This window comes from Aureimonas sp. Leaf427, assembly GCF_001425485.1.
Taxonomy (GTDB): domain Bacteria; phylum Pseudomonadota; class Alphaproteobacteria; order Rhizobiales; family Rhizobiaceae; genus Plantimonas.
This window is the reverse complement of sequence record NZ_LMQW01000012.1, coordinates 539,158-561,570: the sequence shown is the minus strand read 5'-3', so window position 1 is coordinate 561,570 and position 22,413 is coordinate 539,158. Positions and strand designations below refer to the sequence as shown.

Genomic DNA, 22,413 nt, shown 5'->3' with positions numbered 1-22,413 from the left:
CGCTTGCAAGTCGAAAATCGTATGCGATCGGCGCATGCGATTTTCCTCAAGTGTGGAGCGACTCATGCGCATGTCCTCGATCCCCGATCTCAGCCGTCGATCGTTTCTAAAGGCAGGCGCCGCGGCCACGGCGCTGGCAGCAACATCCCGCTGGTCGCCATCACATGCGCAGGACCAAAACGTCCTCAACTACCTTTCCTGGCCTGGCAACGCAGACCCCTACCTCGTGTCGGCCTTCGAGAAGGAGAACAACTGCAAGATCCAGATCAAGGAATATGTCGGCGGCGACCAGATGCTCGCCGTGATCAACCAGTCACCTCCCGGTTCCTTCGACGTCGTTCTCGCAGATGCCGAGTACATGCACCTCCTGCACGAGGCAGACTTCGTCGAGGAGCTCGACCCGGCCGACTACCCGCTGGAGGACTACTGGCCTGAATTCCAGAAGTTCCCGTTGCACTGGTTCGACGACAAGCTCTACGGCGTCATGACTGATTTCGGGTATCTCGGGCTTTCCTACAACACCGAGGTCTACAAGCCGGAAGAGGTTTCCTCCTACGCCGCGCTCTGGGCGGAGAAGGCCAAGGGCAAGGTCGGGTTCTTCGACTGGTATCTCCCCGGTATGGGCTGCATCAGCCTTTCGGCTGGCAACAAGCCGCCCTTCGACATCGATGAAGCGAAGTTCGATGCCGTGAAAGAGAAGCTGTTCTCGCTGAAGCCGCAGGCGTCGGGCTTCTACACGATCGCCGACATCTTCTCCTCGCTCACCAACGGCCAGGCCCACCTCGTCCCCGGGATCGGTGAATGGATCACCCTTGGATTGCGCACCAGCGGCGTCCCGGTTGACACGATCATTCCCGAGGAGGGGGGGCTTCAATGGACGGAGTCGCTCTCGATCGTGAAGGGCACGCCGAAGACGGACCTCGCTCGCAAGTTCATCCAGTACACCGCGTCGCCCCAGGGGCAGGTGCTCCAGGCAACCAAGGTCGACAACAAGAAGAGCATCCCGTCGATGGCGGGCTGGAAGCTCCTGAACGAGACGATGCCCGACGAGGCGAAGATACTGCGCATGACCCTCGACGGTCCGAACGTCATGGACGAGTACCGCGCCAAGAAAATCGCCTTCCGCCAACTGCCCTCCCAACAGTCCATCGAGGACTGGAACGACGTCTGGAGCGAGTTCAAGAGCCTTTAAGGCCCTCCCTGCCGCGCTGACCTTTGAAGGAGGGGCATCCGATGACACGATCGTTGGCCAACATCGAACGGCAGCCGTCGCACTGGCGGCGCTTGTGGCCGTTCACGACGGCGAGGACGAGCGGAGCCGAAGGGGTCATTCCCGTCAGCCTCGGTCTGCCCGTCTTCGCTTGGCAGGCGATCTTCTTTTTGGCGCCTCTCGCCTTCCTCGTGATCGTCACGTTCTGGGAAGTGCGTTCGTTCCGGCTGGAACCTGCCTTCGTCCTCGACAACTGGACGAAGGTTCTGTCCTCGGCCCCCTTCCGGCGTGCGCTCCTTCACACGCTGGAAGTGGCGGCCACCACTACCGTCCTTGCCGTGGCCTTCGCCTTTCCGGCGGCCTACACGATCTCATTCCGCCTGTCGGAGCGGGTGAAAGCCGTTGCGCTCGCCTTCCTGATCGTTCCCGTCTTCTCCAGCTACATCCTGCGGATCTACGCGTGGCAGATCGTCCTCAGTCCGGACGGGATCGCCAATGCCGTGCTCGACTTGACGTTCATCGGCAAGCTCTCGCTCCTGGGCGGAACGCTTTCCCTTCAGGTCGGGCTTCTCACCCTGACGCTCCCGATCGCGGTGCTGATCCTCGTCTTCGCCCTTTCAGGAATCGACCGGACGTTGATCGAAGCTGCGGAAAACCTCGGGTGCTCGCGGTTGCGCGTCGTCGCCTTCGTCATGCTGCCCGCCATCCGGCCGGCCCTGGTGCTTTCCGCGACCACGGCCTTCCTGCTCAGCTTCGGCGACTATGTGAGCCCGCTCTTTATGACCGGCAGCAAACCCCCGACGCTGTCCATCCTCATCGTCGACACCGTCAAGTCCGGCTCGCAGTGGCCACGGGCGTCCGTCATCGGCGTCGTCATGCTGTCCGTCCTCGCGCTGATCTTCGTCGCCGGGCAGTGGATCTCGCAGCGCGGTGCCGCGACCAAGGGAGCCGGCCGATGAGCGTGCCTGTCGCCAAGCGCCTGTCGCGTGCGTTGCAGTACCTTTACCTCACCGTGCTGGCGGGCTTCATCGCGACGCCGATCCTCGTCATCGTCGTCTTCTCGTTCGACGCGAACCGCTTTCCCTCGATCCCCTGGGGAGGCTTCAGTCTCGAATGGCACAAGGCCGCCTTTGCCGACGCGATGATCCGCGACGCTTTTCTCAACAGCGTTCTCGTCGGGCTGGGGACGGCGATCCTGTCCACGGCTCTCGGCTTCGCCGCAGCCTACGTCGATTTCCGCTACCGCTTCCCCGGGAAGCGGCTCTTTGTCCTTGCGGTTGCCATCCCCCCGGCGGTTCCCGTCACGATCCTCGGCATGGGCATGCTGGCCTTCCTCTCGCGGATCGGCTTGTTCGGGACGTTGGAGGCCGTCACGGCCTGTCATGTGGCGATCGCCACCTCGTTCTCCATGGCGCTCGTCCGCCTGCGGCTCGGCGAGTTCGGGCGCGATCTCGAGCCCGCAGCGTGGAACCTCGGCGCCTCGCCGTTTGCAGGCCTATGGCACGTCGTCCTGCCGTTCTGCCGTCCCGCGTTGATCGCCTCCTTCTTTCTTTCGGCCGCCGTCTCCTTCGACGAATTCATGATCGCCTGGTTCGTCGGCGGCGTGAACGAGACCCTCCCGGTCCGGATCCTGAACATGCTGCAAGGCCAGGTGAACCCGAAGATCAATGCCATCGGCGCGGTCGTGCTGCTGGTCAGCGTCACCCTCGTGCTTCTCGCACAAAGCTTCACCGGGCTGCGCACCGCCCGCCGTCGCCCCGAACTTCCGGAGAACTGACCATGGCCGACCCGTTCGTCGTTCTCGACGCGCTCGACAAGCGCTTTCCCGGCCACCACGCCGTTCGCAGCATCGATCTCGAAATCGAGGCAGGAGAGTTCATCGCCATCATGGGTCCATCGGGATGCGGCAAGTCGACCACGTTGCGGCTGTTGGCCGGACTCGACATGCCCACGGGAGGTGACATCCGCGTCGGAGGCCGCAGCATGCGGGACGTGCCCGCCTTCCAGCGAAACATGCCGATGGTCTGGCAGAGCCTTGCGCTCTTCCCTTTCCTGTCGGTCGCGGACAACGTGGCGTTTCCGCTGCGCATGAAGGGGATTGGTCCCATCGAACGCCGGAAACGCGCGGCGGACTGGCTGGGCCGCCTCGGTCTTTCGGGCATGGAGGACCGGGACATCTCCCAGCTCTCCGGCGGACAGCGCCAGCGTGTGGCGATCGCGCGTTCGCTTGTAACCGAGCCCGCCGTGCTCCTCCTGGATGAGCCGTTGAGTGCGCTCGACGCCCATTTGCGCGTACGCATGCAGACCGAGCTTTCCCGGCTTCACAAGCAGCTCGGCATCACCTTCGTCTACGTCACACATGCCCAGTCGGAGGCGTTCGCGCTGGCGGACAGAATCGTCGTGATGAGCGAGGGATGTATCCAGCAGGTCGGGCGTCCCCAGGACGTCTACCGCGCGCCGGTCAATCCCTTCGTCGCCGAGTTCATGGGCATGAACAACTTGATCCGCGGCAAGGTCGCGGCGGGACGCGAGGGCCGTCGGTCGATCATGACGGAATTCGGGACGTTCGAGGTCCCGACCGACAGGACGCTGACCGACGGCGACGAGGCGGCATTCGTGGTGGCCGCCGACCGCGTCTCCTTGACGGAGGGCGGCAGCGGGACGTCGCCGAACCCCTTTGTCGAGGGAACCGTCCTCGGGCTCGAATTCGTGGGCTCCACGCAGACCGTGTTCATCGAGGTGCCCGGAGCCAGGGAGTTCCGGGTCCAGAAGCAGCAGCATGAAATCGAGGCCCTCGAGCTCGTGCCGGGCCGCCGCGTGGCGATGAGCTGGGATCCGGCCCATGCCTGGCTCCTGCCGACGGCAGCCTGACCCATCCCAAGAGGAGGATAAGACCATGTACGAAGAACGCTTCATGCGGCGGGCGATCGAATTGTCGGCGGAGGCCATGACCAGGCCGAAGACGGAACCCTTCGGCTGTGTCGTCGTCGAAGACGGCGCCATCGTCGGCGAGGGACTGAACCATTCGCTGGCCAACCTCGATCCGACCTCGCACGGAGAGGTCGAGGCGATCCGGGACGCGTGTCGGCGTCTCGGCCGCGTGGATCTGACGGGCTGCGAGCTCTACACGTCCTGTGAGCCCTGTGCCCTGTGCGTCGCGACGATGAACATCGTCGGCATCTCGCGTCTTTACTACGCCGCCTCGATGGACGATGCGGGCAAGGCCTTCGACCGTCTCGGTCGGGCAGAGAGACACCCGATCGACGTCGATCTCCTGCGCAGTGAAGCCGGAGCAACGGTCGATCGTCGCGCGACACCCGCGGAACAGCATCTCGGAGAGGACGCGACACGGATCCTCTCGAAATGGGCTTCGGCTCGGAAGGCGGACTGAGCATGGCATCCACGACCAACGCGGGACAGCGGTCGGTCAACGACCCGACCGGAAAGGGCAAGGGCCCGCCTTCGAAGGCAACAGGCACCAAGGCCACCTCTTCCAAGTCACGGACCGAGACGGTCCATCTCGCCATGCGTCAGGCGATTATCGAGCAGCGACTCCAGCCGGGCGAAAAGCTTCCCGAGGACGCCATCGGCGACGCGTTCGGCACGAGCCGCACCATCGCGCGCGAGGCGCTCGGACGACTGGCCGTCGAAGGGCTCGTCGAGCTGAAGCAGAACCGCGGCGCTTTCGTCGCCAATCCCTCGCTCGACGAGGGGCGAGACACGTTCTTCGTCAGACGCGGGTTGGAGCGCCTCGTCGTGGAAGCCATCATCGGTCGGCTGCGCCCCGAAGACGCGGAACGGTTGCGAGCGTTCGTCGCGCACGAAAAGAGCGTCTCGGGAACGAACGACGTGGAGTCGATACGGCTCGCGGGTGAGTTCCACCTGCTCCTTGCCGAATTGACCGACAACGCCCTTCTCATGCGGTACGTCGTCGAAGTCGTGTCCCGCTGCTCCCTCGTCCTTGCCATGTATGCCCGTCCGCACTCCTCGGAATGCGGGGTCAACGAGCACGAGGAGATCACGGAAGCCCTGATCGCCGGCGACGCGGACACGGCGATGCGGTTGATGGACGAGCATCTGAGCCACGTCGCGAGCCGGGCCCTGTTGGAGGCGAAGGGAACGCGGGACATCCGAGACATCCTGTCCGCCTACGCGCCGCAGCATGACGACAACGGGAGCAAGCGCTGAGATGACGAGCGACGGGGCCACCCATTTCGACTTCCGTGCTCTCGACGCACGGTCGCGCTACAAGCTCATGATCGGCACGATCGTACCGCGCCCCATCGCGTTGGTTACGACGGTCGATCTGGAGGGCCGCGTGAACGCCGCCCCCTACAGCTTCTTCAACTGTCTCTCCGCCGACCCGCCGATCCTCGCTCTCGGCGTCGAGAACCATCCCGACATGTCGTTCAAGGACACGACCGCCAACATCCGCACGACGGAAGTCTTCACGGTCAACATCGTCTCGCGCGCCATCGCAGAGGCGATGCACGTCTGCGCGATCGGCTTCCCGCGAGGGACCGATGAGCTGAAGGAGGCACAGCTCACAGCCGTTCCCGGAACCGTCGTGGCCTCGCCCTGGATCAAGGAAGCGCCCGCTGCCTTCGAATGTCGCCGCCATCTGACGCTGGAGCTCGGCAAGTCCCGGCAGATCATCCTCGGTGAGATCGTCTACGCCCACTACAGGGAGGATGTCGTGGATGCGGCAGCGCTTCGGATCGATCCCGCTGAGCTCGACGCCATTGCTCGCCTCGGCGGAGACACTTGTGCAACGATCCGCGACCGCTTCGAGATGCCGACGCCGAAGTTCGCAGACTGGGAGCGGATGAAGGAAGTGGGGCCAGCGTAGCCGATTGCAGTGCAAAGCTGCGCCGGTTGGATGGTGAAAGAGACATTTCCACTATTCCGGGAAATACGCAGTCGGAGCGAATGCTTCGGGTGCGTTCTTCCTCTCTGATCGCCCGGATCGTTGGCGACGTGATGTAAGCTGGCCGATGCCCGCCGGAACGCAACGGCACCTTGCCGCCGTAGATCGACATCGATCGCTCCTGCAGATCGGTGTGACCCGTCGGAAAGGCGGCCTCGGCCTCCGACACATTTCCTTTGACACCTAATGTATACAGGTGGTATCCGTTCATGGCCTTGGAGGAGGTTGTGACGATGACGCTGCCGACATTTCCCATCAATGCATGGTATGCCGCCGCCTACGACGTGGAGGTCAAGCGAGCGCTTCTGGCCCGCACGATCTGCGGCAAGCCTCTGGTTTTGTTCCGCAAGGAGAATGGCAAGGCGGTCGCGCTGGCGGACACCTGCTGGCATCGTCTTCTGCCCCTCTCGAAGGGCGAGTTGCATGGCGACAACGTCATCTGCGGTTACCACGGCCTGGAATTCGATGAGACCGGCCGGTGTGTATACATGCCGTCTCAGGAGACGATCAATCCATCCGCCTGCGTGAAGAGCTACCCTCTCGAAGAGCGGCATCGCTTCCTCTGGATCTGGATGGGCGATCCGGCCCTTGCCGACACCGCGACGATTCCGGACCTGCACTGGAACGACGATCCGAACTGGACCGGCGACGGCCGGGTCATCCATGTGAAGTGCGACTATCGCCTCGTCGTCGACAATCTGATGGACCTGACCCACGAGACCTTCGTCCACGGCTCGTCGATCGGCAATCGCGCGGTCGCGGAGGCGCCGTTCGAGGTCACCCATACCGACAGGGCCGCAACCGTAACCCGCTGGATGGAGGGCATCGATCCGCCGCCCTTCTGGTCGGAACAACTGGGACGACCCGGCAAGGTCGACCGCTGGCAGATCATCCATTTCCAGGCGCCGTCGACGATCGCGATCGATGTCGGCGTCGCGGTGGCGGGCACGGGCGCGCCGGGCGGGGACCGCAGCCAGGGTGTCAACGGCTTCGTTCTGAACACCATGACCCCGGAGACCGACGGCACCTGCCATTATTTCTGGGCCTTTGTCCGCAACTGGGATCTCGGCAACCAAGCCTGGACGCACAAGCTGCGCGAGGCGGTGGCCGGCGTCTTCCGCGAAGACGAGGAGATTCTCGAAGCGCAGCAGAAGGCGATCGAAGAGAACCCCGATCACGTCTTCTACAATCTGAACATCGATGCAGGTTCCATGTGGGCGCGGCGGCTGATCGACCGGATGATCGAGGGCGAGCGGGTCGTCCGGCTGGCGGCGGAGTAGCGGCGATGGAGCCCAAACGCGATTCGCAGACTCTCAAGGCCGAGCTCGGCGTGCGGGACATCGTGCTGGGCGGTCGTATGACGCCCGGCGAGCGATTGTCGGAGGTCGCGCTTGCCGGAATGCTCGGCGTCTCGCGCACGCCGCTGCGGGCGGCTCTCTCGCGGCTGGAGCAGGAGGGGCTCCTCGAACTCATTCCGTCCGGGGGCTACGCGATCCGCAGCTTCACGACGACCGATGTTTTCGACGCGATCGAACTGCGCGGCGTCATGGAAGGCACCGCGCTCCGGCTCGCCGCCGAACGCGGCGTCCCGGCCGCTCGGCTCGCCCAGCTTCGATCGCTCGTCGGCGTCCTCGACAAGACCTTCACCGAGCGGTTGGAGGACATGCAGTTCGAGCGCTACGTCGAACTGAACGCCGAATTCCACGCCCTCCTCGCCCTGCTGCCCGGCAGCGAAACCATGCGGCGCGAATTGGCGCGGGTGGCGCAGCTGCCCTTTGCCTCGCCGAGCGCCTTTCTCGAAAAACAGGGGGACGTGCCGGCGTTCCGCCAATCGCTGGTCTTCGCGCAGAGGCAGCATCACGACATGGTCCATGCGCTCGAGCAGCGAGAGGGCGCGCGCGCTGAATGTCTCGGCCGCGAACATGCGCGGCTGGCGCGGCGAAACCTCGAATTCGTCATGGGCGAGGATCGCAGTCTCATCAGGAAGGTGCCCGGTCTGACGCTGATCGTCGCCTGATCGCCGCGCGAACGAAGCATGATCGTCTCGGGAGGAGGCAGACCGATGCGCATGAACATGGAATGGCGACATGCCGTCGTCCGCACGGCCGAGGAGGTCGCGGTCGGCGTGCGGCTGGTCGAGTTCGACGTGGAGGGCCCGCTCGCGCCGTTCGATCCGGGATCTCATACCCATATCGCCGTGACGATCGATGGCGCGCGCGCCATCCGCACTTACACGTGCGTGCCGGCGCCTGCGAACCGGATCGCGATCGCGGTGAAGCTGCATCCCAACAGCCGCGGCGGATCGCGCTTCGTCTGGTCGCTGAAGCCCGGAAGCACCGTCGAACTGACCGTGCCGGAAAACCGCTTCGAGCTCTCCTGGCGCGCCGACCGCTATCTGCTGATCGCAGGGGGCATCGGCGTCACGCCGATCTACGGCATGGCGCAAAGGCTCGCGGCGGCCGGACAGGATCTTCGGATGATCTATGGCGGGGTCTCGCGCGCCGTCATGCCCTTCGTCGACGAACTCGGCGGCCTGCTCGGGGAGCGGATCGAACTCTTCCCCGCCGACGAGGGACGCAGTTTCGATCTCGCCGCGGAGATCGCCGCCCTGCCCAAGGACGGCGAAGCCTATGTCTGCGGCCCGCTCGGCCTTTTGGAAGCAGTCAAGACGCTCTGGCGCGTCAGCGGCCGCCCCGTCAGCCGCCTTCGCTACGAGGTGTTCGGCGACAATGGCAGATATGCCGAGACCTCGTTCGAGGTTTCGGTTCTCAACCGCGGCGTCACGATCACGGTTCCGCCCGACCAGTCGCTGCTCAATGCGCTGATCGGGGCGGGGGTCGAGATGATCTACGACTGCCAGCGGGGCGAATGCGGGTTGTGCGCCGTGCGCATCGTCGAAACGGACAGCGACGTCGATCATCGCGACGTCTTCTTCGACGAGGACGAAAAGAACGAAAACCATCGCATGTGCGCCTGCGTCTCTCGGCTTACCGGCGGGAGTGCCGTGATCGATATCGGATATCGAACGGAATAGCGGGCGTCGGTCCGGCTGTTTCCGTCGAGGCTGCGGTGCCCGGTGTTTCGAGCCGGTCGGTTCCGCTCATCGCTTTTCCAGAAGCCGAGCCCGATGCCGAAGACGCTGCCGGTGGTCGGTCTCTTCAGGCGACGTCGCCGAACGGCGGGTCTGTTTCGCGTCCGTCGGTCGATCGCTTCGACCATCTGCAGACGACCTTCGGCCTACGCGGAGCGCGATCGCCGACATCGACGACGCCATGACGATCGCGATGGATCGAGATCGCCGCGGATCGCCGCGGCAGACCCGATCCGACCTGCAACGAAACCCGCATTCAGTCCAGGGAGAAGACGGACATGAACATGCAGATCCCTCTCATGATCAACGGGGCCGAACAGGCGGCACAGGGCGGGCTGACCTATGCGCGCCTTGATCCGTTCACCCAGGAGGTTGCAACGACCGCGGCCGCGGCCGGTCTCGGCGACGCCGAAAACGCGATCGACGCGGCGTCGGCGGCGTTCGCGTCCTGGTCGACGACCGGGCCGGGCGAGCGGCGCCGTATCTTGTCCGCGGCGGCCGACGTCATGATGTCCAAGATCGCGGAGTTTTGTGAGCTGATGACCGTGGAGACGGGCGCGACCGGGCCTTGGGGCGCGTTCAACGTCACGTTCGCCGCCGGTCTCCTGCGCGAAGCGGCATCGATGACCACGCAGCTGTCCGGCGAGATCATTCCCTCCGACAAGCCGGGCACGCTCTCGATGGGACTGCGCCAGGCCGCCGGCATCTGCCTCGGCATCGCGCCCTGGAACGCGCCGGTCATCCTCGGCACGCGCGCCATCGCCATGCCGATCGCTTGCGGCAATACGGTCATTCTGAAGGCTTCCGAACAGTGCCCCGGCACCCATCGGCTGATCGCTCAGTGCCTCGTCGAGGCGGGCCTGCCGAACGGGGTCGTCAACGTCATCACCAACGCGCCGAAGGATGCGCCGGACCTCGTGGAATTCCTGATCGCCAGTCCGAAGATCAGGCGCGTGAACTTCACCGGCTCGACCGAGATCGGCCGGATCATCGCCGAACTCTGCGGGCGCCATCTGAAGCCCGCCCTGCTGGAGCTTGGCGGCAAGGCGCCGCTGATCGTCCTCGACGATGCCGACATCGACGGCGCCGTCAACGCCGCCGCCTTCGGTGCCTTCGCCAATATGGGACAGATCTGCATGTCCACCGAACGCATCATCGTTCACGAGGCCGTCGCGGACGCGTTCGTCGCAAAGCTCGCGGCGAAGGCCCGCAGCCTTCCGGCGGGCGATCCGCGCGGCAACGTGGTGCTCGGCTCGCTGATCACCGCCGATGCCGCCGCCAAGATGATGGATCTCGTCGCGGACGCCACCGCCAAGGGCGCCAAGCTCGTTGCCGGGGGCCGGCGCGAGGGGAGCGTCGTCGAGGCGACCCTGCTCGACGGCGTCGCGCCCGGCATGCGCATCTATGCCGAGGAGAGCTTCGGACCGGTCAAGTCGATCATCCGGGTGTCGAGCGACGACGAGGCGATCCGGATCGCCAACGACACCGACTACGGTCTCTCCAGCGCGGTGTTCAGCCGCGACATCCAGCGGGCTCTGTCGGTCGCCGGCCGCATCGAGACCGGCATCTGCCACATCAACGGCCCGACCGTGTCCGACGAGGCGCAGATGCCCTTCGGCGGCGTGAAGGGCAGCGGATACGGCCGTTTCGGCGGCAAGGCCGCCATCGCCGAGTTCACCGACCTGCGTTGGATCACGATCGAGGACCCGAACCAGCACTACCCCTTCTAGGACGTCCGGCTTCGGGCGCCGGGCGCCGGGCGCCCTGTCCTTGCAACAACGAATCTTTGGGAGAGACCTATGCAGATCAAAGCCGCGATCGCTCGTCAGCAGGGCATGAGACTGAGCCTGGAGGCGATCGAGATCGAGGAGCCGCGCGCCGACGAGATCCTCGTCAAGGTGGTCGCGGCCGGCGTCTGTCACACGGACCTGGTCGTCCGAGACGGCATGCTGCCCACGCCCTTTCCGGTCGTTCTCGGCCACGAGGGCTCCGGCATCGTCGAGACCGTCGGCTCTGCCGTCCGCAAGGTGAAACCGGGAGATCGGGTCGTCATGACCTACAATGCCTGCGGTCAGTGCCCGAGCTGCCGGAAACACCGCCTCAGCTATTGCCACGACTTCTTCGGGCGCAATTTTCTCGCCGCCCGTGAGGACGGCTCCAGCGCGCTCTCTTCGGACGGCGGGCGGATCAACGGCAATTTCTTCGGCCAGTCCTCCTTCGCGACCCACGCCATCTGCCGGGAGATCAATGTCGTGAAGGTGCCGGACACCGCACCGCTCGACCTTCTCGGGCCCTTGGCCTGCGGGGTGCAGACCGGTGCCGGCGCCGTCATGAACGCCATGAAGGTTCAGGCGGGCGACAGCTTCGCCGTCTTCGGATCGGGCGCTGTCGGCCTCAGCGCCGTGATGGCCGCACGCGTGGTGGGCGCGACCACGATCATCGCCGTCGACATGAACGATGGGCGCCTCGAGACGGCAAGAGAGCTCGGCGCGACCCATACGCTGAATTCCGCCCGCGTCGATGCGACGGACGAAATCCTGAAGATCACGGGGCACGGTATCGACTTCGCGCTCGATACGACCGGGATCGCCGGCGTCATTCGCTCGGCCGTCATGTCGCTGGGAACGATGGGCACCTGCGGCATCGTCGGAGCCTCCGCGCCCGATGCCGAACTCAAGCTGAACGAGACCCATTTCATGAGCGGCGGGCGCCGGCTCATGGGCATCGTCGAGGGTGAATCGAATTCGGACGTCTTCATTCCGATCCTCATCGATCTCTATGCACAGGGTAAGTTCCCCTTCGACAAGCTCGTGACATTCTACGCTTTCGACGAGATCAACGAAGCCATTCACGACTCGAAGACAGGAAAGACGATCAAGCCGATCGTGCGAATGTGAAGACCTGAGAGGGACCTGATCGGATCGTGTCCCGGAAAGTGTTGCGGATGGAGATGGTCGTCCTCCGCATTCGGGTCGGGATACCCAGGCGCGCTCGCCGGGATAGCTGGATCGACCGCGCCGTGGCAGAATTGCGGCCGTGGCCTCGGCACCAGTGCGCGCGGCCCCGAAGACGCTTGCCTCGCCGCTGCCGGAGAAGCGATCGGCGGCGGGCAGCAAGGCATCGAGCATCGTCCGGTCGCCGACCTTCGCGTGGCCGACCTGCGCGATGGCCTGCGCTCCGGCCCGCAGCGCTTCGCTCCAGTCCTGTGCGCGGACGGCCGTGCGTCCTTCGAGCGTGTTGGCCGCCCGCAGAGGTCCCGCCGCGTCGAGCGCGCCGGACGGAGGCGGCCGTCAGGTGGCGGTAGGTGTCGATCTCATCCAGAACCGCTTCGCGCTCCCCGTGCCAAATTGGCGTCGCGATCGACCTGCCGGGACCTTGCAGACAGTCGGGCGAAATCCGTGATGATCTGGGCGTAGTCCTCGGCTTCGAACTCGTAGGGCAGTTCGAGCCGCAGTTCGGAAACGAGGGGCAGGACGGGATCGCGTCCGAGAGCGGCGAGGATATCGCTGCCCGAGCCGACGATGTCGGGCCGGAAAAGGGTGCGACGAGGACCTTGGGGTGCCAGCGTGCGCTCGTGCCGCGAGGCGGCGAAGTCGGCATAGCGACGCCGTTGGGCCGCAGAGGCCCCATCGGTCGGCAAGATGACGCGACCGAGCGCGACGCGGGCGCTTCGCTCATGGACCCATTCGCGCCGGAACCGTTCGATGAGCCGTGTCTGCGCGGTTGCGAAGTCGTCCGTATCTTCGCCGCTGACGATGTTGCCGGTGAGGAGATGGAAGCCGGCCCGCCCGGCCCAGGCGGCCGAGGCCTGCGAGCCGCCGCCATACCAGAGACGATCGGCGAGGCCCGGCGCATGGGGGCGCAGGCGAGGAACCTGGGCGCCCGCCGCATTGCCGCTCAGCGGATCCTGAGACAAGGGCTCGCTGCGAAGGGCCCGAGCCAGCCGCTCGGCGCGTCCATGGCCGAAATCTGCGTCCCCGTCGGCGTCGGCATAGTCCGCGATGAGCCTGCCGAACGGCGCGGGACCCACGGACACGCCGACCTGAAGGCGGCCGCCGGACAAGACATCGACGGTCGACAGGTCTTCGGCGAGACGGAACGGGTTCTCGTATCCGAGCTGGATGACGGCCGTGCCGAGGCCGATGCGCTTCGTTCGCTGCGTGGCCGCGGCCAGGAAGGTCGAGGCCGATGAGATGCCGCGCTCCAGATGACGCTGGCGCACCCACGCGCTGTCGAAGCTCAGTGCCTCGCCGAGTTCGATGAGGCGCAGCGTGTCCTCGAGGCCTTTGGCCGGATCGTCGTCCTCGTAGCTGCCGGGCACGAGAAAGGCGATGTGGCGGATATGGGAAAGGGGCATGGGACGGGCGTTCACTCGGCCGCGAGCGGGTGGTCGAGCCGCGCGAGGATCTGGCGCTCCTGCTCCGCCTTGATGGCGACGACCTCCCGGGTCGACTCCTCCAGGCTGGCAGCGGCCTTGCGGACCGGCGCGGTGCCGGGTTTGCCGGCGAGCGCACCGATGTGCTTCTCGAAGGGCAGCGAGCGGAACAGAGCGGGATCGACCGTCACGTCGAACAGCGGCCGGTAGCCGAGCGAGAGGTAGAGCGCGACGGCCTCCGGCTGGCGAAAACCGGTGGTGAGATAGACGCGGGTGTAGCCGAGCAAGGCTGCGCCGGTCTCCAGCACTTCGACCACGCGGCGCGCGATGCCTTGCCGGCGCAGATCCGGATGCGTCCAGATCCGCTTCAGTTCGGCCGTCTCGTCGTCGTGGCTCATGAAGGCCCCGCCGCCGATCGTCTGGCCATTGCGAAGAAGCACAAGGAAATCGCCGAGCGGCGGCACGAAGGCCTGCGCGGGGTAGCGCTCCAGCTCGGCCCGTGGATTGCCCGGATGATCGATGCCGTATCGCCGGGCGGATTCGGCGGCCAGCCCCTCGATCAGGCCTTGCGCCTCCGGTGCCAGCGGCGAGGTGCGCAGAAAGCGGTCGGTCATTCGTCGTCTCCTCAGGCGGCGGCGCGACGTCTTGCGGCGGAGATCAGCTCGATCGAACGCAGTCGCTCGATGCGGCCGGCAACGGGCGAATCGAGAACGAACTCACCGACACCGTGCCGGTCGGCGAGACGCGCAAGCGCGGCGTGAACGTCGTCGGGGGTGCCGGCGATCACCTGCGGCCTGCTTTCCTCGACCTTCACGGGTCGAACGCCGAGCTGGCGTGCGTATTCCTCGACGGCATCCAGACTGCCGAGATTGACCGCGTGGCCATCGGGCAGGTGAACCTTGAAGGTCTTGTGCGTTGCAGCGACCAACGCTTCCTCGCGCGTCGGAGCGGCGAAGGCCGTGACGGCGAGCATCGGCGCGGGACCTGCGGTGCGCGCCACGGAAAGGCTGCGGTCGATCGCTTCGGGATCGCCGTCATGATGACCGGCATGGACGAAACCCCAGCCGAGCTCCGCGGCAAGCGCCGCGCTCGTGTCGCTGGCGCCCAGAAGAAAAAGCTCGGGAAGAACGGCGGCGCGCGGGAGCGCCTCGGCGCCCGCCAGCGCATGGCCTTCGGGTGCATGGCCTCGCAGGAACAGGTCGAGATCCCGAAGCTTGGCGTCGAAGGCGCGGCGTGGCGTGGCGAGTTCGGCCTGCAGCGCCTTCGTTCCGAGGGGCAGTCCGCCAGGGGCCTTGCCGATGCCGAGATCGACCCGGCCGGGCGCGAGCGTTGCGAGGACACCGAAGAGTTCGGCAACCTTGTAGGGGCTGTAATGCTGCAGCAGGATGCCGCCGGTGCCGATGCGGATCCGCCGCGTGCGCGCCAGAAGATGGGATGCGAGAACCTCGGGAGCGGCGCTCGCAAGCGTCGTCGTGCCGTGATGCTCGGCCACCCAGAAGCGATGGTAGCCGAGCCGGTCGGCCAATTCCGCATAGGCGAGGCTCGTCGCCAGAGCCTCGCCGGCGGCGGTCGTGCCTGCCGCGATCGGGCTTTTGTCGAGAAGGCTGAGACGATAGGTCATGAGGCGCTCCGTAAGCATGGGGAACAAGGCCGTCGAAGAAGGGCGGATCGCGACCGATGCCCGGCTCCTCAATGGACGGCCGTCAGAACTTCGGCAGCCCCGGCGGATTGGTTTCGGATCGCGGAAGGGCCTCTTCTCCGAGGTGCCAACGATCGAGGGCTTTGGAGTAGAGACCGTTCTCGATCAGGCTGTTGGTCGCCGCCGTTAGCGCGTCCGCGAGGCCCGAGCCTTTGCGCGTCGCGATGGCAACATCGGACTTTTCCGGCCAGCCGGCGCTCAGCGTGCCGGCACGCTCGATGTCGCCATCACGCGCGGCGATGAAGACGAGCTGGCCGTTGGGCTGCACGACGACATCGGCGCGGCCCGAGCGCAGCGCGACCAGACTGGTCGCCTCGTCGTCGAAGTACTGCAACTCCGCTGCTTTCAGGCCCGCTTCGGTGTTGAGCCGGTCCCATTCGAGAAGGATGCGCTCCTGGTTCGTACCCGCGCCGACGATGATGCGCAGGCCCGCGATGTCCTTCGGTCCCGCGATGGGACCGATTCCCGACCCCTTCCTGACGAAGAAGCCGTGCAGGCCCTGGCGGTAAGAGGAGAAATCGAACTTTTCCTTGCGCTGCTCCGTGACGCCGACGTTGGAGATGACCGCGTCGTATTTGCCGGAGGTCAGCCCCAACGGCCAGTCCGCCCAGGCGACAGGGACGAGATCCAGCTCCAGACCGAGCGTCTCGGCGACGAGGCGGGCATAGTCGGGATCCGAACCGATCACGGTGCTGGCGTCGGTTGCGTAAGTCGCGATGGGCGGCCCACCCGAAGGATTGACCGCGACCGTCAACTTGCCCGGCTGTGCGAAGGAAAAGGTCTGCGGAATCGTCTGGATGATCTCCTGCACGGGCTCGGCATGCAAACGACCGAGCTGTTCGGGCGAAACGTCGAAGCTGTCCGAAGCAAAGGCCGCGCCGTTGCAGAGCATGGCGATGGTGAAGAAGAGGCCGGCGGCGGCGCCGGAAGGCGGTCTGAGAGGACGCATGGGAACCGTTCCGTCATGGGAGGTGGGAGCGCCGCGCCGGGGGAGGAGCCGACGCGGCGAGCGGCCGGTCTTCAGCTTTTCGGCAGGCCGGCCGGGTTGGTGCGCGACTCCTTCACCGCTTCGGCGGAGAGGTTCCAGCGTGCGAGCGTCTTGGCGTAGTTGCCGTTGGCGATCTGCGCGTTGATCGCCGCCGTGATCGCATCCGCGAGGCCGGCGCCCTTTTTCGTGGTGACCGCGATCTCGGCCGTCTCGGGCCAGCCGCCGGAGAATGTTCCGACCAGACGCGTCTTGCCGACGCGCGCCGCCTTGAAGGCGGACGTGGAGTTCGGCCCGAAATAGGCGTCGATCCGGCCGGACTGGAGGGCGAGATCCTGCACGGCCTCGTCGTCGTAATAGGAGATGTCGGTCGGCTTCAGGCCCTTCTTCTCGTTCTCCTTCGACCAGCGCAGAAGAATTTCCTCCTGGTTCGTTCCGGACGAGACGGCGACCTTCAGGCCGGCGACGTCCTCGGGCCGGGCGATGGACTGGATCTTGCTGTCGTTCGGCACATAGAAGCCGAGGAGATCGGCGCGGTAGGTGGAGAAGTCGAACTTTTCCTTACGCGCCTCCGTCACCGTGATGTTGGTGATCGCGGCATCGTACTTGCCGGAGGTGAGGCCGAGCGGCCAGTCGGGCCAGGCGACCGCCACCACTTCGAGCTTGAGGCCGAGGCTGTCGGCGACCAGCTGGGCGAGATCGGGCTCGCCGCCGACAGGGGTCTTGGTATCGGTGGCATAGACGGAAAAGGGCAGATTGCCGGGATTGGTCGCGACGGTGAAGGTTCCCGGCGTCACGAAGGCGTAGTCCTTCGGCAGGAGGTCGATCGCGGCCTGCACCGGCTCGGCACGGATGCGATCGGGCTGTTCCGGCCTGAGATCGACCTTGAGCCCTTCGGCGCTTGCGCCGGCGGAGAAGCCGAGTGCGAGGGCAAGGGCAAGCACGGGAAGACTGCGGGAAACGAGGGACGGCATATCGGTTTCCTTGTGATCGAGGGTTGAGGCTGGAGGGCGGGACGGGCAGTCGGAGGGCGGGCCGGGGTCCGCTGTCCGGTTCGGGTTCACAGGACCTTGGCGAGGAAGGCGCCGGTTCGGGGATGCTTCGGCGCAGTGAAGATCTGCGAGGGCGGACCCACTTCGAGGATTTCGCCGGCTTCCATGAAGACCACGGTATCGGCGACCTCGCGGGCGAAGCCGATCTCGTGGGTGACGACGACGAGCGTCGTGCCGGACCGGGCGAGCTCCTTGATGACGTCGAGCACTTCGTTGACGAGCTCGGGATCGAGCGCTGAGGTCGGCTCGTCGAAGAGGAGAACCTTCGGGCGCAGGGCCAGCGCCCGGGCGATCGCCACGCGCTGCTGCTGGCCGCCGGAGAGCTGGCGCGGATAGGCGCCCGCCTTCTGCGCCAGACCGACACGGGCGAGAAGCTCGCGCCCCAGCGCCTCCGCCTCGGCCTTGGGCAAGCCCTTCGCCGCGATCGGCGCTTCGGCAATGTTCTCGAGGACGGTCAGATGGGGGAAGAGGTTGAAGTTCTGGAACACCATGCCGACCTGGACCCGGCGTTTCAGCACCTCTCTCTCGTGCAGCTCGAACAGCGTGTCGCCCTCGCGGCGATAGCCGATCAGCTCGCCGTCCACCGAGACGAAACCGTCGTCCAGACGCTCGAGATGGTTGATCGTGCGCAAGAGCGTGGATTTGCCGGAGCCGGACTGGCCGAGCAGCACCGTGACGCTGCCGGCTTTCAGCGAGAGTGAAACGCCCTTGAGCACGGCGAGATCGCCGAAGCTCTTGCGCACGTCGCGGATCTCCACGGCCCCGCCTTTCGCGCCGTGCCCAGTCCAGCCGGGTGCGACGCCGGCTTCGGGGGCGGTCGCCGGCGCGGCTGCCGCTGCCCGGCGAGGACGCAGCTGCGCAAAGATCGAGGGCGGCGGATTGCGCAGCGCGCCGCGCGCGAAGCGCCGTTCGACCTGGTGCTGCACGAGCGACAGAACGGTCAGGATCACCAGATACCAAGCCGTCGCCACCATCAGGAGCGGGATGACTTCGAGGTTGCGCCGATAAATCACCTGGACGGTGTAGAAGAGCTCGGGCAGGGCGATGATGTAGACCTGCGAGGAGCCCTTCGCGAGATAGATGATCTGGTTGAACGCGCTGGGCAGGATCGTGCGCATGGCCTGGGGCAGGATGATCCGCCGGGTCTGGCGGCCCCGGGGCAAGCCGAGCGCGGCCGCCGCTTCCAACTGCCCTTGATCGACAGACAGCAGACCGCCCCGGATGAACTCGGCCGAATAGGCCGCCTGATGCAGGGTCAGGCCGAGCACCGCCGCCGCGAAGGGCGTGATGAGCTGCGTCGTCGACCAGGAGGCGAAGGTGATGTCCGTATAGGGCACGCCGAGGCGCACGGTCTCGTAGAGGTAGCCGAGATTGTTGAGGATCAGCAGGAGCACGATCAACGGGATCGAGCGGAACAGCCAGACGAAGAGGAAGGATACCTTGGCGACGACGGGCGAATCGGACAGGCGCGTCAGCGCCAGGACCGTGCCGAGCGAGAAGCCGAGGACCGTTCCGATGGCGGTGAGGAGGAGCGTTCGCCCGAGACCGACCAGGATCGGCTCGGCGAAGAACCATTCGGCGAAGACGTTCCAGCCCCAGCGCGGATTGGTGAGCGTCGACTGGAGCACGGCGCCGACGAGAAGGAGGGCGGTGAGCGTGCCGACTGCGCGCCAGGGATGGCGCGCGGGAACGATGCGAAAGCGCGGGCGGTTCTCCGCAACGGCGCGAGGCGCGGGCGCGGCAAGGCCGCGTTCGAAGGAAGAGGCGATGGTCATCGTAGGCTCGCCTCCGATGTGCGAACCCGGTTTCGCACCAGAGATGCGGCCGCCGGCAGGGCTGGCGTCAGCCCCTTCTCGAAGGGAAGGATGCCGTAGGTCTCGGGATCGGCCTGCGTGTCGAAGAGCGCGGTGTAACCGAGCGACAGGTAGAGGCGCACGGCTTCGGGCTGGCGGAAGCCGGTGGTCAGAAAGAAGCGCTCATAGCCTTGCGCAGCCGCGAGTTGCTCCAGCCTGGCGAGGATGGCCACGGCTAGGCCCTGACGGCGCTTGTCGCGCCGCGTCCACATTCGCTTCACTTCGGCCGTTCGCTCGTCGTATCGCCGGAAGGCGCCGCCCGCGACGGTCTCGCCGTCGCGCAGGAGGAGGATGAAGGCTCCCTCCGGTGCCGCGAACGCCTCCGGCGGATACCGGTTCAGTTCGGCGGCGGCGCCGTCCGCCTCGAAATACGAGCCGTAGCGCGCGTTGTATTCGTGCAGGAGATCGTCGATCAGCGGCTTGGCGCGCGGGTCGAGCGGGGTCGTCTTGACGATGACGTCAGCCATGGGTCTCCTCCGGAGATGTCAGGAAGGTTTCGGCAAGGGTCGCCCAGTAGGTGGCGGCCGGCTCGATCAGGGCGTCGTTGAAGTCGTAGCGGGGACTGTGGAGCGGGGCGCTGTCGCCATTGCCGACGAAGAGGTAGCTGCCCGGCCGCGCCTCCAGCATGAAGGCGAAGTCCTCGCTGGCCGTGCGGGGCGCGAAGTCCGCTTCCACTGCGGCCGCCCCCAAGGCTCGGACGGCGGCGGCGCGCGCGATCTCCGTTTCGACCGCATGGTTCACGACGCTCGGAAAACCGTCCTTCCATTCGATCTCGGCGATGGCGCCGAAGCTTTCGGCCTGAAGCGTGGCGATCGTCTTGATGCGCCGTTCGAGGAGGGTGCGGATCTCGGGGCGGAACGCGCGGGTCGTCAGCGTCAGGTCCACCGTGTCGGGGATGACGTTGGCGGCGCCGCCCCCATGGATCGATCCGATCGTGACCACGGCCAGATCGAGCGGCGCCGCGTTGCGCGAGACGATGGTCTGGAGCCCGGTGACCACATGGGCGGCCGCCACCACGGGGTCCACCGCCTGATGCGGCTCGGCGCCGTGGCCGCCGCGCCCGCGAATGCGGATGCGCGCCCAATCGACGGAGGCCATGGCGGGACCGGCGACGAAGCCGAAACGGCCCGCGGGCACGCCCGGCCAGTTGTGCAGCCCGAACACGGCATCGCAGGGAAACCGCTCGAAAAGCCCATCGCCGATCATCTGGCGCGCGCCCTGGCCGATCTCCTCGGCCGGCTGGAACACGAGGTTCAGGGTCCCCGAGAAGCGCCCGTCCTCGGCGAGGTAGCGGGCGGCGGCGAGAAGGATCGCCGTATGTCCGTCATGACCGCAGGCGTGCATGGCTCCCGCGGTGAGGCTGGCATGGGGAAGACCGGTCTCCTCCTCGATGGGGAGGGCGTCCATGTCGGCGCGAATGCCGAGGCGCTTCGGACCGTTCCCCCGCTTCAGCGTCGCGACCAGTCCGGTTCCGCCGATCCCGCGGGTGACCGCGTAGCCCCAGCTGTCGAGCAAGGCGGCGATCGTGTCGCTCGTGCGCTGCTCCTGGAAGGCAAGCTCGGGATGACGATGAAGGTCTTGGCGAAGCTCGACGAAGTCTGCGACAAAGCCGCCGATCGTCTGGCGAATGCGGGAGGCGCCGGTGCGGTGCCGGCTCATGCGGAGGCACGCGACGCGGGCCGGCTGCCGGGAGCTGCGTGACGGCTCGTCTTGTAGGGCAGGCCGAGATTGCCGCGCAGCGTCGTCTCCGGCAGCACCCGATCGTAGACCCCGCGCGCCTCAAGCGCCGGTACGACGTGGCGCTCGAAATCGGCCAGTCCTTCGGCGGAAACGGGGAAGCCGACGATGAAGCCGTCCGCAGCACCCTCTTCGACCCAGCGCACGATGTCTGCGGCGACCTCTTGGCCGGAGCCGAGGAAGTTCGGCTTGGGCGTCGCGGCGGCAAGCGCGGCCTGGCGCAGCGTCTGCCCGCGTTCGCGCGCCTCGCGCTTGATGCGGTCCGTGGTGGAGCGGAAGCTGTTCTCGCCGATCGCGCCGAGGTCTGGAAAGGGCGCGTCCGGATCGTAGGCGGTGAAGTCGTGATGGTCGAAGAACCGGCCGAGATAGGCGAGCGCGTCGTCCAGTTGGACGAGGTCGCGGATCGCGGCGTATTTCGCCTCCGCCTCTCCGCGAGTCGCCGCGACGATGGGATGGATGCCGGGCAGGACCTTCACGTCGTCGGAGTTGCGCCCGTGCGCCACCGCGCTCGCCCGGACCTGGGCGCGGAAGGCGCGCGTTTCCTCGATCGAGGGGGAATGCGTGAAGACGGCATCGGCATATTTGCCGGCCAGCTTCACGCCGTCGTCTGACGAGCCCGCCTGGAAGATCACCGGCTGCCCCTGCGGCGAACGCTGGATGTTCAGCGGGCCCTCCACCTGGAAGAAGCGGCCCTTGTGGTCCAGCCGGTGGAGCTTGTCCCGGTCGAAGAACGTGCTGCTGGTCCGGTTGCGCGGGAAGGCGTCGTCGTCCCAACTGTCCCAGAGCCCCTGGGTCACTTCGAGATATTCGTCGGCGATCTCGTAGCGCAGCGCATGGTCGGGATGGGGACGGCCGTAATTGCGCCCGGACCCTTCGAGCGGCGTCGTCACGACATTCCAGCCCGCGCGCCCGCCGGAGATGAGGTCGAGCGAGCCGAACTGCCGGGCAATGGTGAACGGGTCGCTGTAGGAGGTCGAGACCGTGCCGGCGAGGCCGATGCGCGACGTCGTCGTCGCCAGCGCCGACAGGATCGTCAGCGGTTCGAAGCGGTTCAAGAAATGCGGGATCGACTTCTCGTTGATGTAGAGCCCGTCCGCCACGAAGACGAAGGCAAAGCCGGCGGCTTCGGCTGCGCGGGTCTGTTCGACATAGAAGGGAAGGTTGACGCTGGCGTCGGCCGGTCCCGCCGGATGGCGCCACGCATTCATGTTGCCGCCCGCGCCATGGAGCATGAGACCGAGAGTGATGCGCTTGCCGGTCATGAAGCAGTTCCTCGTTCAGATGGGAGCCTCGGGCTGCGATGGGCCGAGCTTGGCCGGGCGCCAGAAGCGGCAGGGTTCCGGGAGCAGTGGTGGCTCCGCGGATCGAACACCCATGCGGCCACCCGAGCGCTCACCGACTCTTCCGCGGCGGTGTTGCCGGGTGAAACGGGGTTCTCGTCGAGAAGGCTTTGCCGCCGGTCGAACATGGTCGTACATCTCTCT

At 66.3% G+C, this 22,413-nt stretch carries 21 protein-coding genes and 1 pseudogene; 12 read left to right on the top strand and 10 right to left on the bottom strand.

Annotation, left to right across the window (positions count from 1 at the left end; genetic code table 11):
* Positions 1-70: 70 nt before the first annotated feature.
* The 12 genes from ASG62_RS10830 (at position 71) to ASG62_RS10775 (ending at position 12,125) form a co-directional block, all read left to right on the top strand.
* Positions 71-1,192 carry an ABC transporter substrate-binding protein gene (locus ASG62_RS10830; protein WP_082536936.1) on the top strand — a complete coding sequence of 374 codons (1,122 nt, stop codon included), beginning with the start codon at positions 71-73 and terminating at the stop codon, positions 1,190-1,192.
* 41 nt (positions 1,193-1,233) lie between these two features.
* Positions 1,234-2,169 (top strand): ABC transporter permease, encoded by a 936-nt coding sequence (locus ASG62_RS10825; protein WP_082536909.1) that lies wholly within the window; start codon positions 1,234-1,236, stop codon positions 2,167-2,169.
* On the top strand, positions 2,166-2,987 hold the full coding sequence (locus tag ASG62_RS10820; protein WP_056689045.1) for an ABC transporter permease: 822 nt from the start codon (positions 2,166-2,168) through the stop codon (positions 2,985-2,987). Before ASG62_RS10825 ends, ASG62_RS10820 begins: the two co-directional genes overlap by 4 nt.
* Positions 2,988-2,989: 2 nt before the next feature.
* Positions 2,990-4,081: an ABC transporter ATP-binding protein gene (locus ASG62_RS10815; RefSeq protein ID WP_056689042.1), complete on the top strand. Its 1,092-nt coding sequence runs from the start codon at positions 2,990-2,992 to the stop codon at positions 4,079-4,081.
* 25 nt (positions 4,082-4,106) lie between these two features.
* Positions 4,107-4,601 (top strand): nucleoside deaminase, encoded by a 495-nt coding sequence (locus ASG62_RS10810; protein ID WP_056689039.1) that lies wholly within the window; start codon positions 4,107-4,109, stop codon positions 4,599-4,601.
* 2 nt (positions 4,602-4,603) lie between these two features.
* Positions 4,604-5,398, top strand: a complete 795-nt coding sequence (locus ASG62_RS10805) for a GntR family transcriptional regulator (protein WP_082536935.1) — start codon at positions 4,604-4,606, stop codon at positions 5,396-5,398.
* Position 5,399: 1 nt separating this feature from the next.
* Positions 5,400-6,059, top strand: a complete 660-nt coding sequence (locus ASG62_RS10800; protein WP_056689036.1) for a flavin reductase family protein — start codon at positions 5,400-5,402, stop codon at positions 6,057-6,059.
* Positions 6,060-6,370: 311 nt separating this feature from the next.
* Positions 6,371-7,417: an aromatic ring-hydroxylating dioxygenase subunit alpha gene (locus tag ASG62_RS10795; protein ID WP_056689034.1), complete on the top strand. Its 1,047-nt coding sequence runs from the start codon at positions 6,371-6,373 to the stop codon at positions 7,415-7,417.
* Between the two features lie 5 nt (positions 7,418-7,422).
* The gene (locus ASG62_RS10790; protein ID WP_056689031.1) at positions 7,423-8,154 is read left to right on the top strand and encodes a GntR family transcriptional regulator; all 732 of its coding nucleotides are present in this window, start codon (positions 7,423-7,425) and stop codon (positions 8,152-8,154) included.
* Between the two features lie 45 nt (positions 8,155-8,199).
* On the top strand, positions 8,200-9,171 hold the full coding sequence (locus ASG62_RS10785; RefSeq protein WP_056689028.1) for a PDR/VanB family oxidoreductase: 972 nt from the start codon (positions 8,200-8,202) through the stop codon (positions 9,169-9,171).
* Positions 9,172-9,512: 341 nt separating this feature from the next.
* Entirely contained in the window at positions 9,513-10,958 is a 1,446-nt protein-coding gene (locus ASG62_RS10780) for an aldehyde dehydrogenase (RefSeq protein WP_056689433.1), read from the top strand.
* 69 nt (positions 10,959-11,027) lie between these two features.
* Positions 11,028-12,125: an NAD(P)-dependent alcohol dehydrogenase gene (locus ASG62_RS10775; RefSeq protein ID WP_056689023.1), complete on the top strand. Its 1,098-nt coding sequence runs from the start codon at positions 11,028-11,030 to the stop codon at positions 12,123-12,125.
* Positions 12,126-12,221: 96 nt separating this feature from the next.
* Here ASG62_RS10775 and ASG62_RS28015 read toward each other — a convergent pair.
* The 10 genes and pseudogenes from ASG62_RS28015 to ASG62_RS10725 all read right to left on the bottom strand — a co-directional run.
* Positions 12,222-12,494, bottom strand: a pseudogene (locus ASG62_RS28015) (DAK2 domain-containing protein); the annotation flags it as partial.
* A 47-nt stretch (positions 12,495-12,541) separates the two neighbouring features.
* Positions 12,542-13,585 carry an LLM class flavin-dependent oxidoreductase gene (locus ASG62_RS10770; protein ID WP_082536908.1) on the bottom strand — a complete coding sequence of 348 codons (1,044 nt, stop codon included), beginning with the start codon at positions 13,583-13,585 and terminating at the stop codon, positions 12,542-12,544.
* Positions 13,586-13,596: 11 nt separating this feature from the next.
* A complete protein-coding gene (locus ASG62_RS10765) occupies positions 13,597-14,217 on the bottom strand; it encodes a GNAT family N-acetyltransferase (protein ID WP_056689018.1) in 621 nt (206 codons plus the stop codon).
* 11 nt (positions 14,218-14,228) lie between these two features.
* On the bottom strand, positions 14,229-15,224 hold the full coding sequence (locus tag ASG62_RS10760) for an MsnO8 family LLM class oxidoreductase (RefSeq protein WP_056689431.1): 996 nt from the start codon (positions 15,222-15,224) through the stop codon (positions 14,229-14,231).
* Positions 15,225-15,306: 82 nt separating this feature from the next.
* On the bottom strand, positions 15,307-16,194 hold the full coding sequence (locus ASG62_RS10755) for an ABC transporter substrate-binding protein (RefSeq protein ID WP_056689429.1): 888 nt from the start codon (positions 16,192-16,194) through the stop codon (positions 15,307-15,309).
* A gap of 128 nt (positions 16,195-16,322) precedes the next feature.
* The gene (locus ASG62_RS10750; RefSeq protein WP_056689015.1) at positions 16,323-17,261 is read right to left on the bottom strand and encodes an ABC transporter substrate-binding protein; all 939 of its coding nucleotides are present in this window, start codon (positions 17,259-17,261) and stop codon (positions 16,323-16,325) included.
* Between the two features lie 86 nt (positions 17,262-17,347).
* Positions 17,348-19,114: an amino acid ABC transporter permease/ATP-binding protein gene (locus tag ASG62_RS27830; RefSeq protein WP_082536906.1), complete on the bottom strand. Its 1,767-nt coding sequence runs from the start codon at positions 19,112-19,114 to the stop codon at positions 17,348-17,350.
* A complete protein-coding gene (locus tag ASG62_RS10735; protein ID WP_056689013.1) occupies positions 19,111-19,659 on the bottom strand; it encodes a GNAT family N-acetyltransferase in 549 nt (182 codons plus the stop codon). The genes ASG62_RS27830 and ASG62_RS10735 overlap by 4 nt, the downstream gene beginning before the upstream one ends.
* The gene (locus ASG62_RS10730; protein ID WP_056689010.1) at positions 19,652-20,851 is read right to left on the bottom strand and encodes a M20 aminoacylase family protein; all 1,200 of its coding nucleotides are present in this window, start codon (positions 20,849-20,851) and stop codon (positions 19,652-19,654) included. Before ASG62_RS10730 ends, ASG62_RS10735 begins: the two co-directional genes overlap by 8 nt.
* The gene (locus tag ASG62_RS10725; protein WP_056689009.1) at positions 20,848-22,191 is read right to left on the bottom strand and encodes an LLM class flavin-dependent oxidoreductase; all 1,344 of its coding nucleotides are present in this window, start codon (positions 22,189-22,191) and stop codon (positions 20,848-20,850) included. The genes ASG62_RS10730 and ASG62_RS10725 overlap by 4 nt, the downstream gene beginning before the upstream one ends.
* Positions 22,192-22,413: the final 222 nt, after the last annotated feature.

What these genes read in the sequence shown, in the direction of transcription:
- ASG62_RS10830 (WP_082536936.1), top strand. Translation starts at nt 71, where the DNA reads ATGTCCTCGATCCCCGATCTCAGCCGTCGATCGTTTCTAAAGGCAGGC.
- ASG62_RS10785 (WP_056689028.1), top strand. Translation starts at nt 8,200, where the DNA reads ATGCGCATGAACATGGAATGGCGACATGCCGTCGTCCGCACGGCCGAG.
- ASG62_RS27830 (WP_082536906.1), bottom strand. Translation starts at nt 19,114, where the DNA reads ATGACCATCGCCTCTTCCTTCGAACGCGGCCTTGCCGCGCCCGCGCCT.
- ASG62_RS10795 (WP_056689034.1), top strand. Translation starts at nt 6,371, where the DNA reads ATGACGCTGCCGACATTTCCCATCAATGCATGGTATGCCGCCGCCTAC.
- ASG62_RS10825 (WP_082536909.1), top strand. Translation starts at nt 1,234, where the DNA reads ATGACACGATCGTTGGCCAACATCGAACGGCAGCCGTCGCACTGGCGG.
- ASG62_RS10800 (WP_056689036.1), top strand. Translation starts at nt 5,400, where the DNA reads ATGACGAGCGACGGGGCCACCCATTTCGACTTCCGTGCTCTCGACGCA.
- ASG62_RS10760 (WP_056689431.1), bottom strand. Translation starts at nt 15,224, where the DNA reads ATGACCTATCGTCTCAGCCTTCTCGACAAAAGCCCGATCGCGGCAGGC.
- ASG62_RS10730 (WP_056689010.1), bottom strand. Translation starts at nt 20,851, where the DNA reads ATGAGCCGGCACCGCACCGGCGCCTCCCGCATTCGCCAGACGATCGGC.
- ASG62_RS10750 (WP_056689015.1), bottom strand. Translation starts at nt 17,261, where the DNA reads ATGCCGTCCCTCGTTTCCCGCAGTCTTCCCGTGCTTGCCCTTGCCCTC.
- ASG62_RS10770 (WP_082536908.1), bottom strand. Translation starts at nt 13,585, where the DNA reads ATGCCCCTTTCCCATATCCGCCACATCGCCTTTCTCGTGCCCGGCAGC.
- ASG62_RS10755 (WP_056689429.1), bottom strand. Translation starts at nt 16,194, where the DNA reads ATGCTCTGCAACGGCGCGGCCTTTGCTTCGGACAGCTTCGACGTTTCG.
- ASG62_RS10775 (WP_056689023.1), top strand. Translation starts at nt 11,028, where the DNA reads ATGCAGATCAAAGCCGCGATCGCTCGTCAGCAGGGCATGAGACTGAGC.
- ASG62_RS10805 (WP_082536935.1), top strand. Translation starts at nt 4,604, where the DNA reads ATGGCATCCACGACCAACGCGGGACAGCGGTCGGTCAACGACCCGACC.
- ASG62_RS10820 (WP_056689045.1), top strand. Translation starts at nt 2,166, where the DNA reads ATGAGCGTGCCTGTCGCCAAGCGCCTGTCGCGTGCGTTGCAGTACCTT.
- ASG62_RS10780 (WP_056689433.1), top strand. Translation starts at nt 9,513, where the DNA reads ATGCAGATCCCTCTCATGATCAACGGGGCCGAACAGGCGGCACAGGGC.
- ASG62_RS10810 (WP_056689039.1), top strand. Translation starts at nt 4,107, where the DNA reads ATGTACGAAGAACGCTTCATGCGGCGGGCGATCGAATTGTCGGCGGAG.
- ASG62_RS10790 (WP_056689031.1), top strand. Translation starts at nt 7,423, where the DNA reads ATGGAGCCCAAACGCGATTCGCAGACTCTCAAGGCCGAGCTCGGCGTG.
- ASG62_RS10725 (WP_056689009.1), bottom strand. Translation starts at nt 22,191, where the DNA reads ATGACCGGCAAGCGCATCACTCTCGGTCTCATGCTCCATGGCGCGGGC.
- ASG62_RS10765 (WP_056689018.1), bottom strand. Translation starts at nt 14,217, where the DNA reads ATGACCGACCGCTTTCTGCGCACCTCGCCGCTGGCACCGGAGGCGCAA.
- ASG62_RS10735 (WP_056689013.1), bottom strand. Translation starts at nt 19,659, where the DNA reads ATGGCTGACGTCATCGTCAAGACGACCCCGCTCGACCCGCGCGCCAAG.
- ASG62_RS10815 (WP_056689042.1), top strand. Translation starts at nt 2,990, where the DNA reads ATGGCCGACCCGTTCGTCGTTCTCGACGCGCTCGACAAGCGCTTTCCC.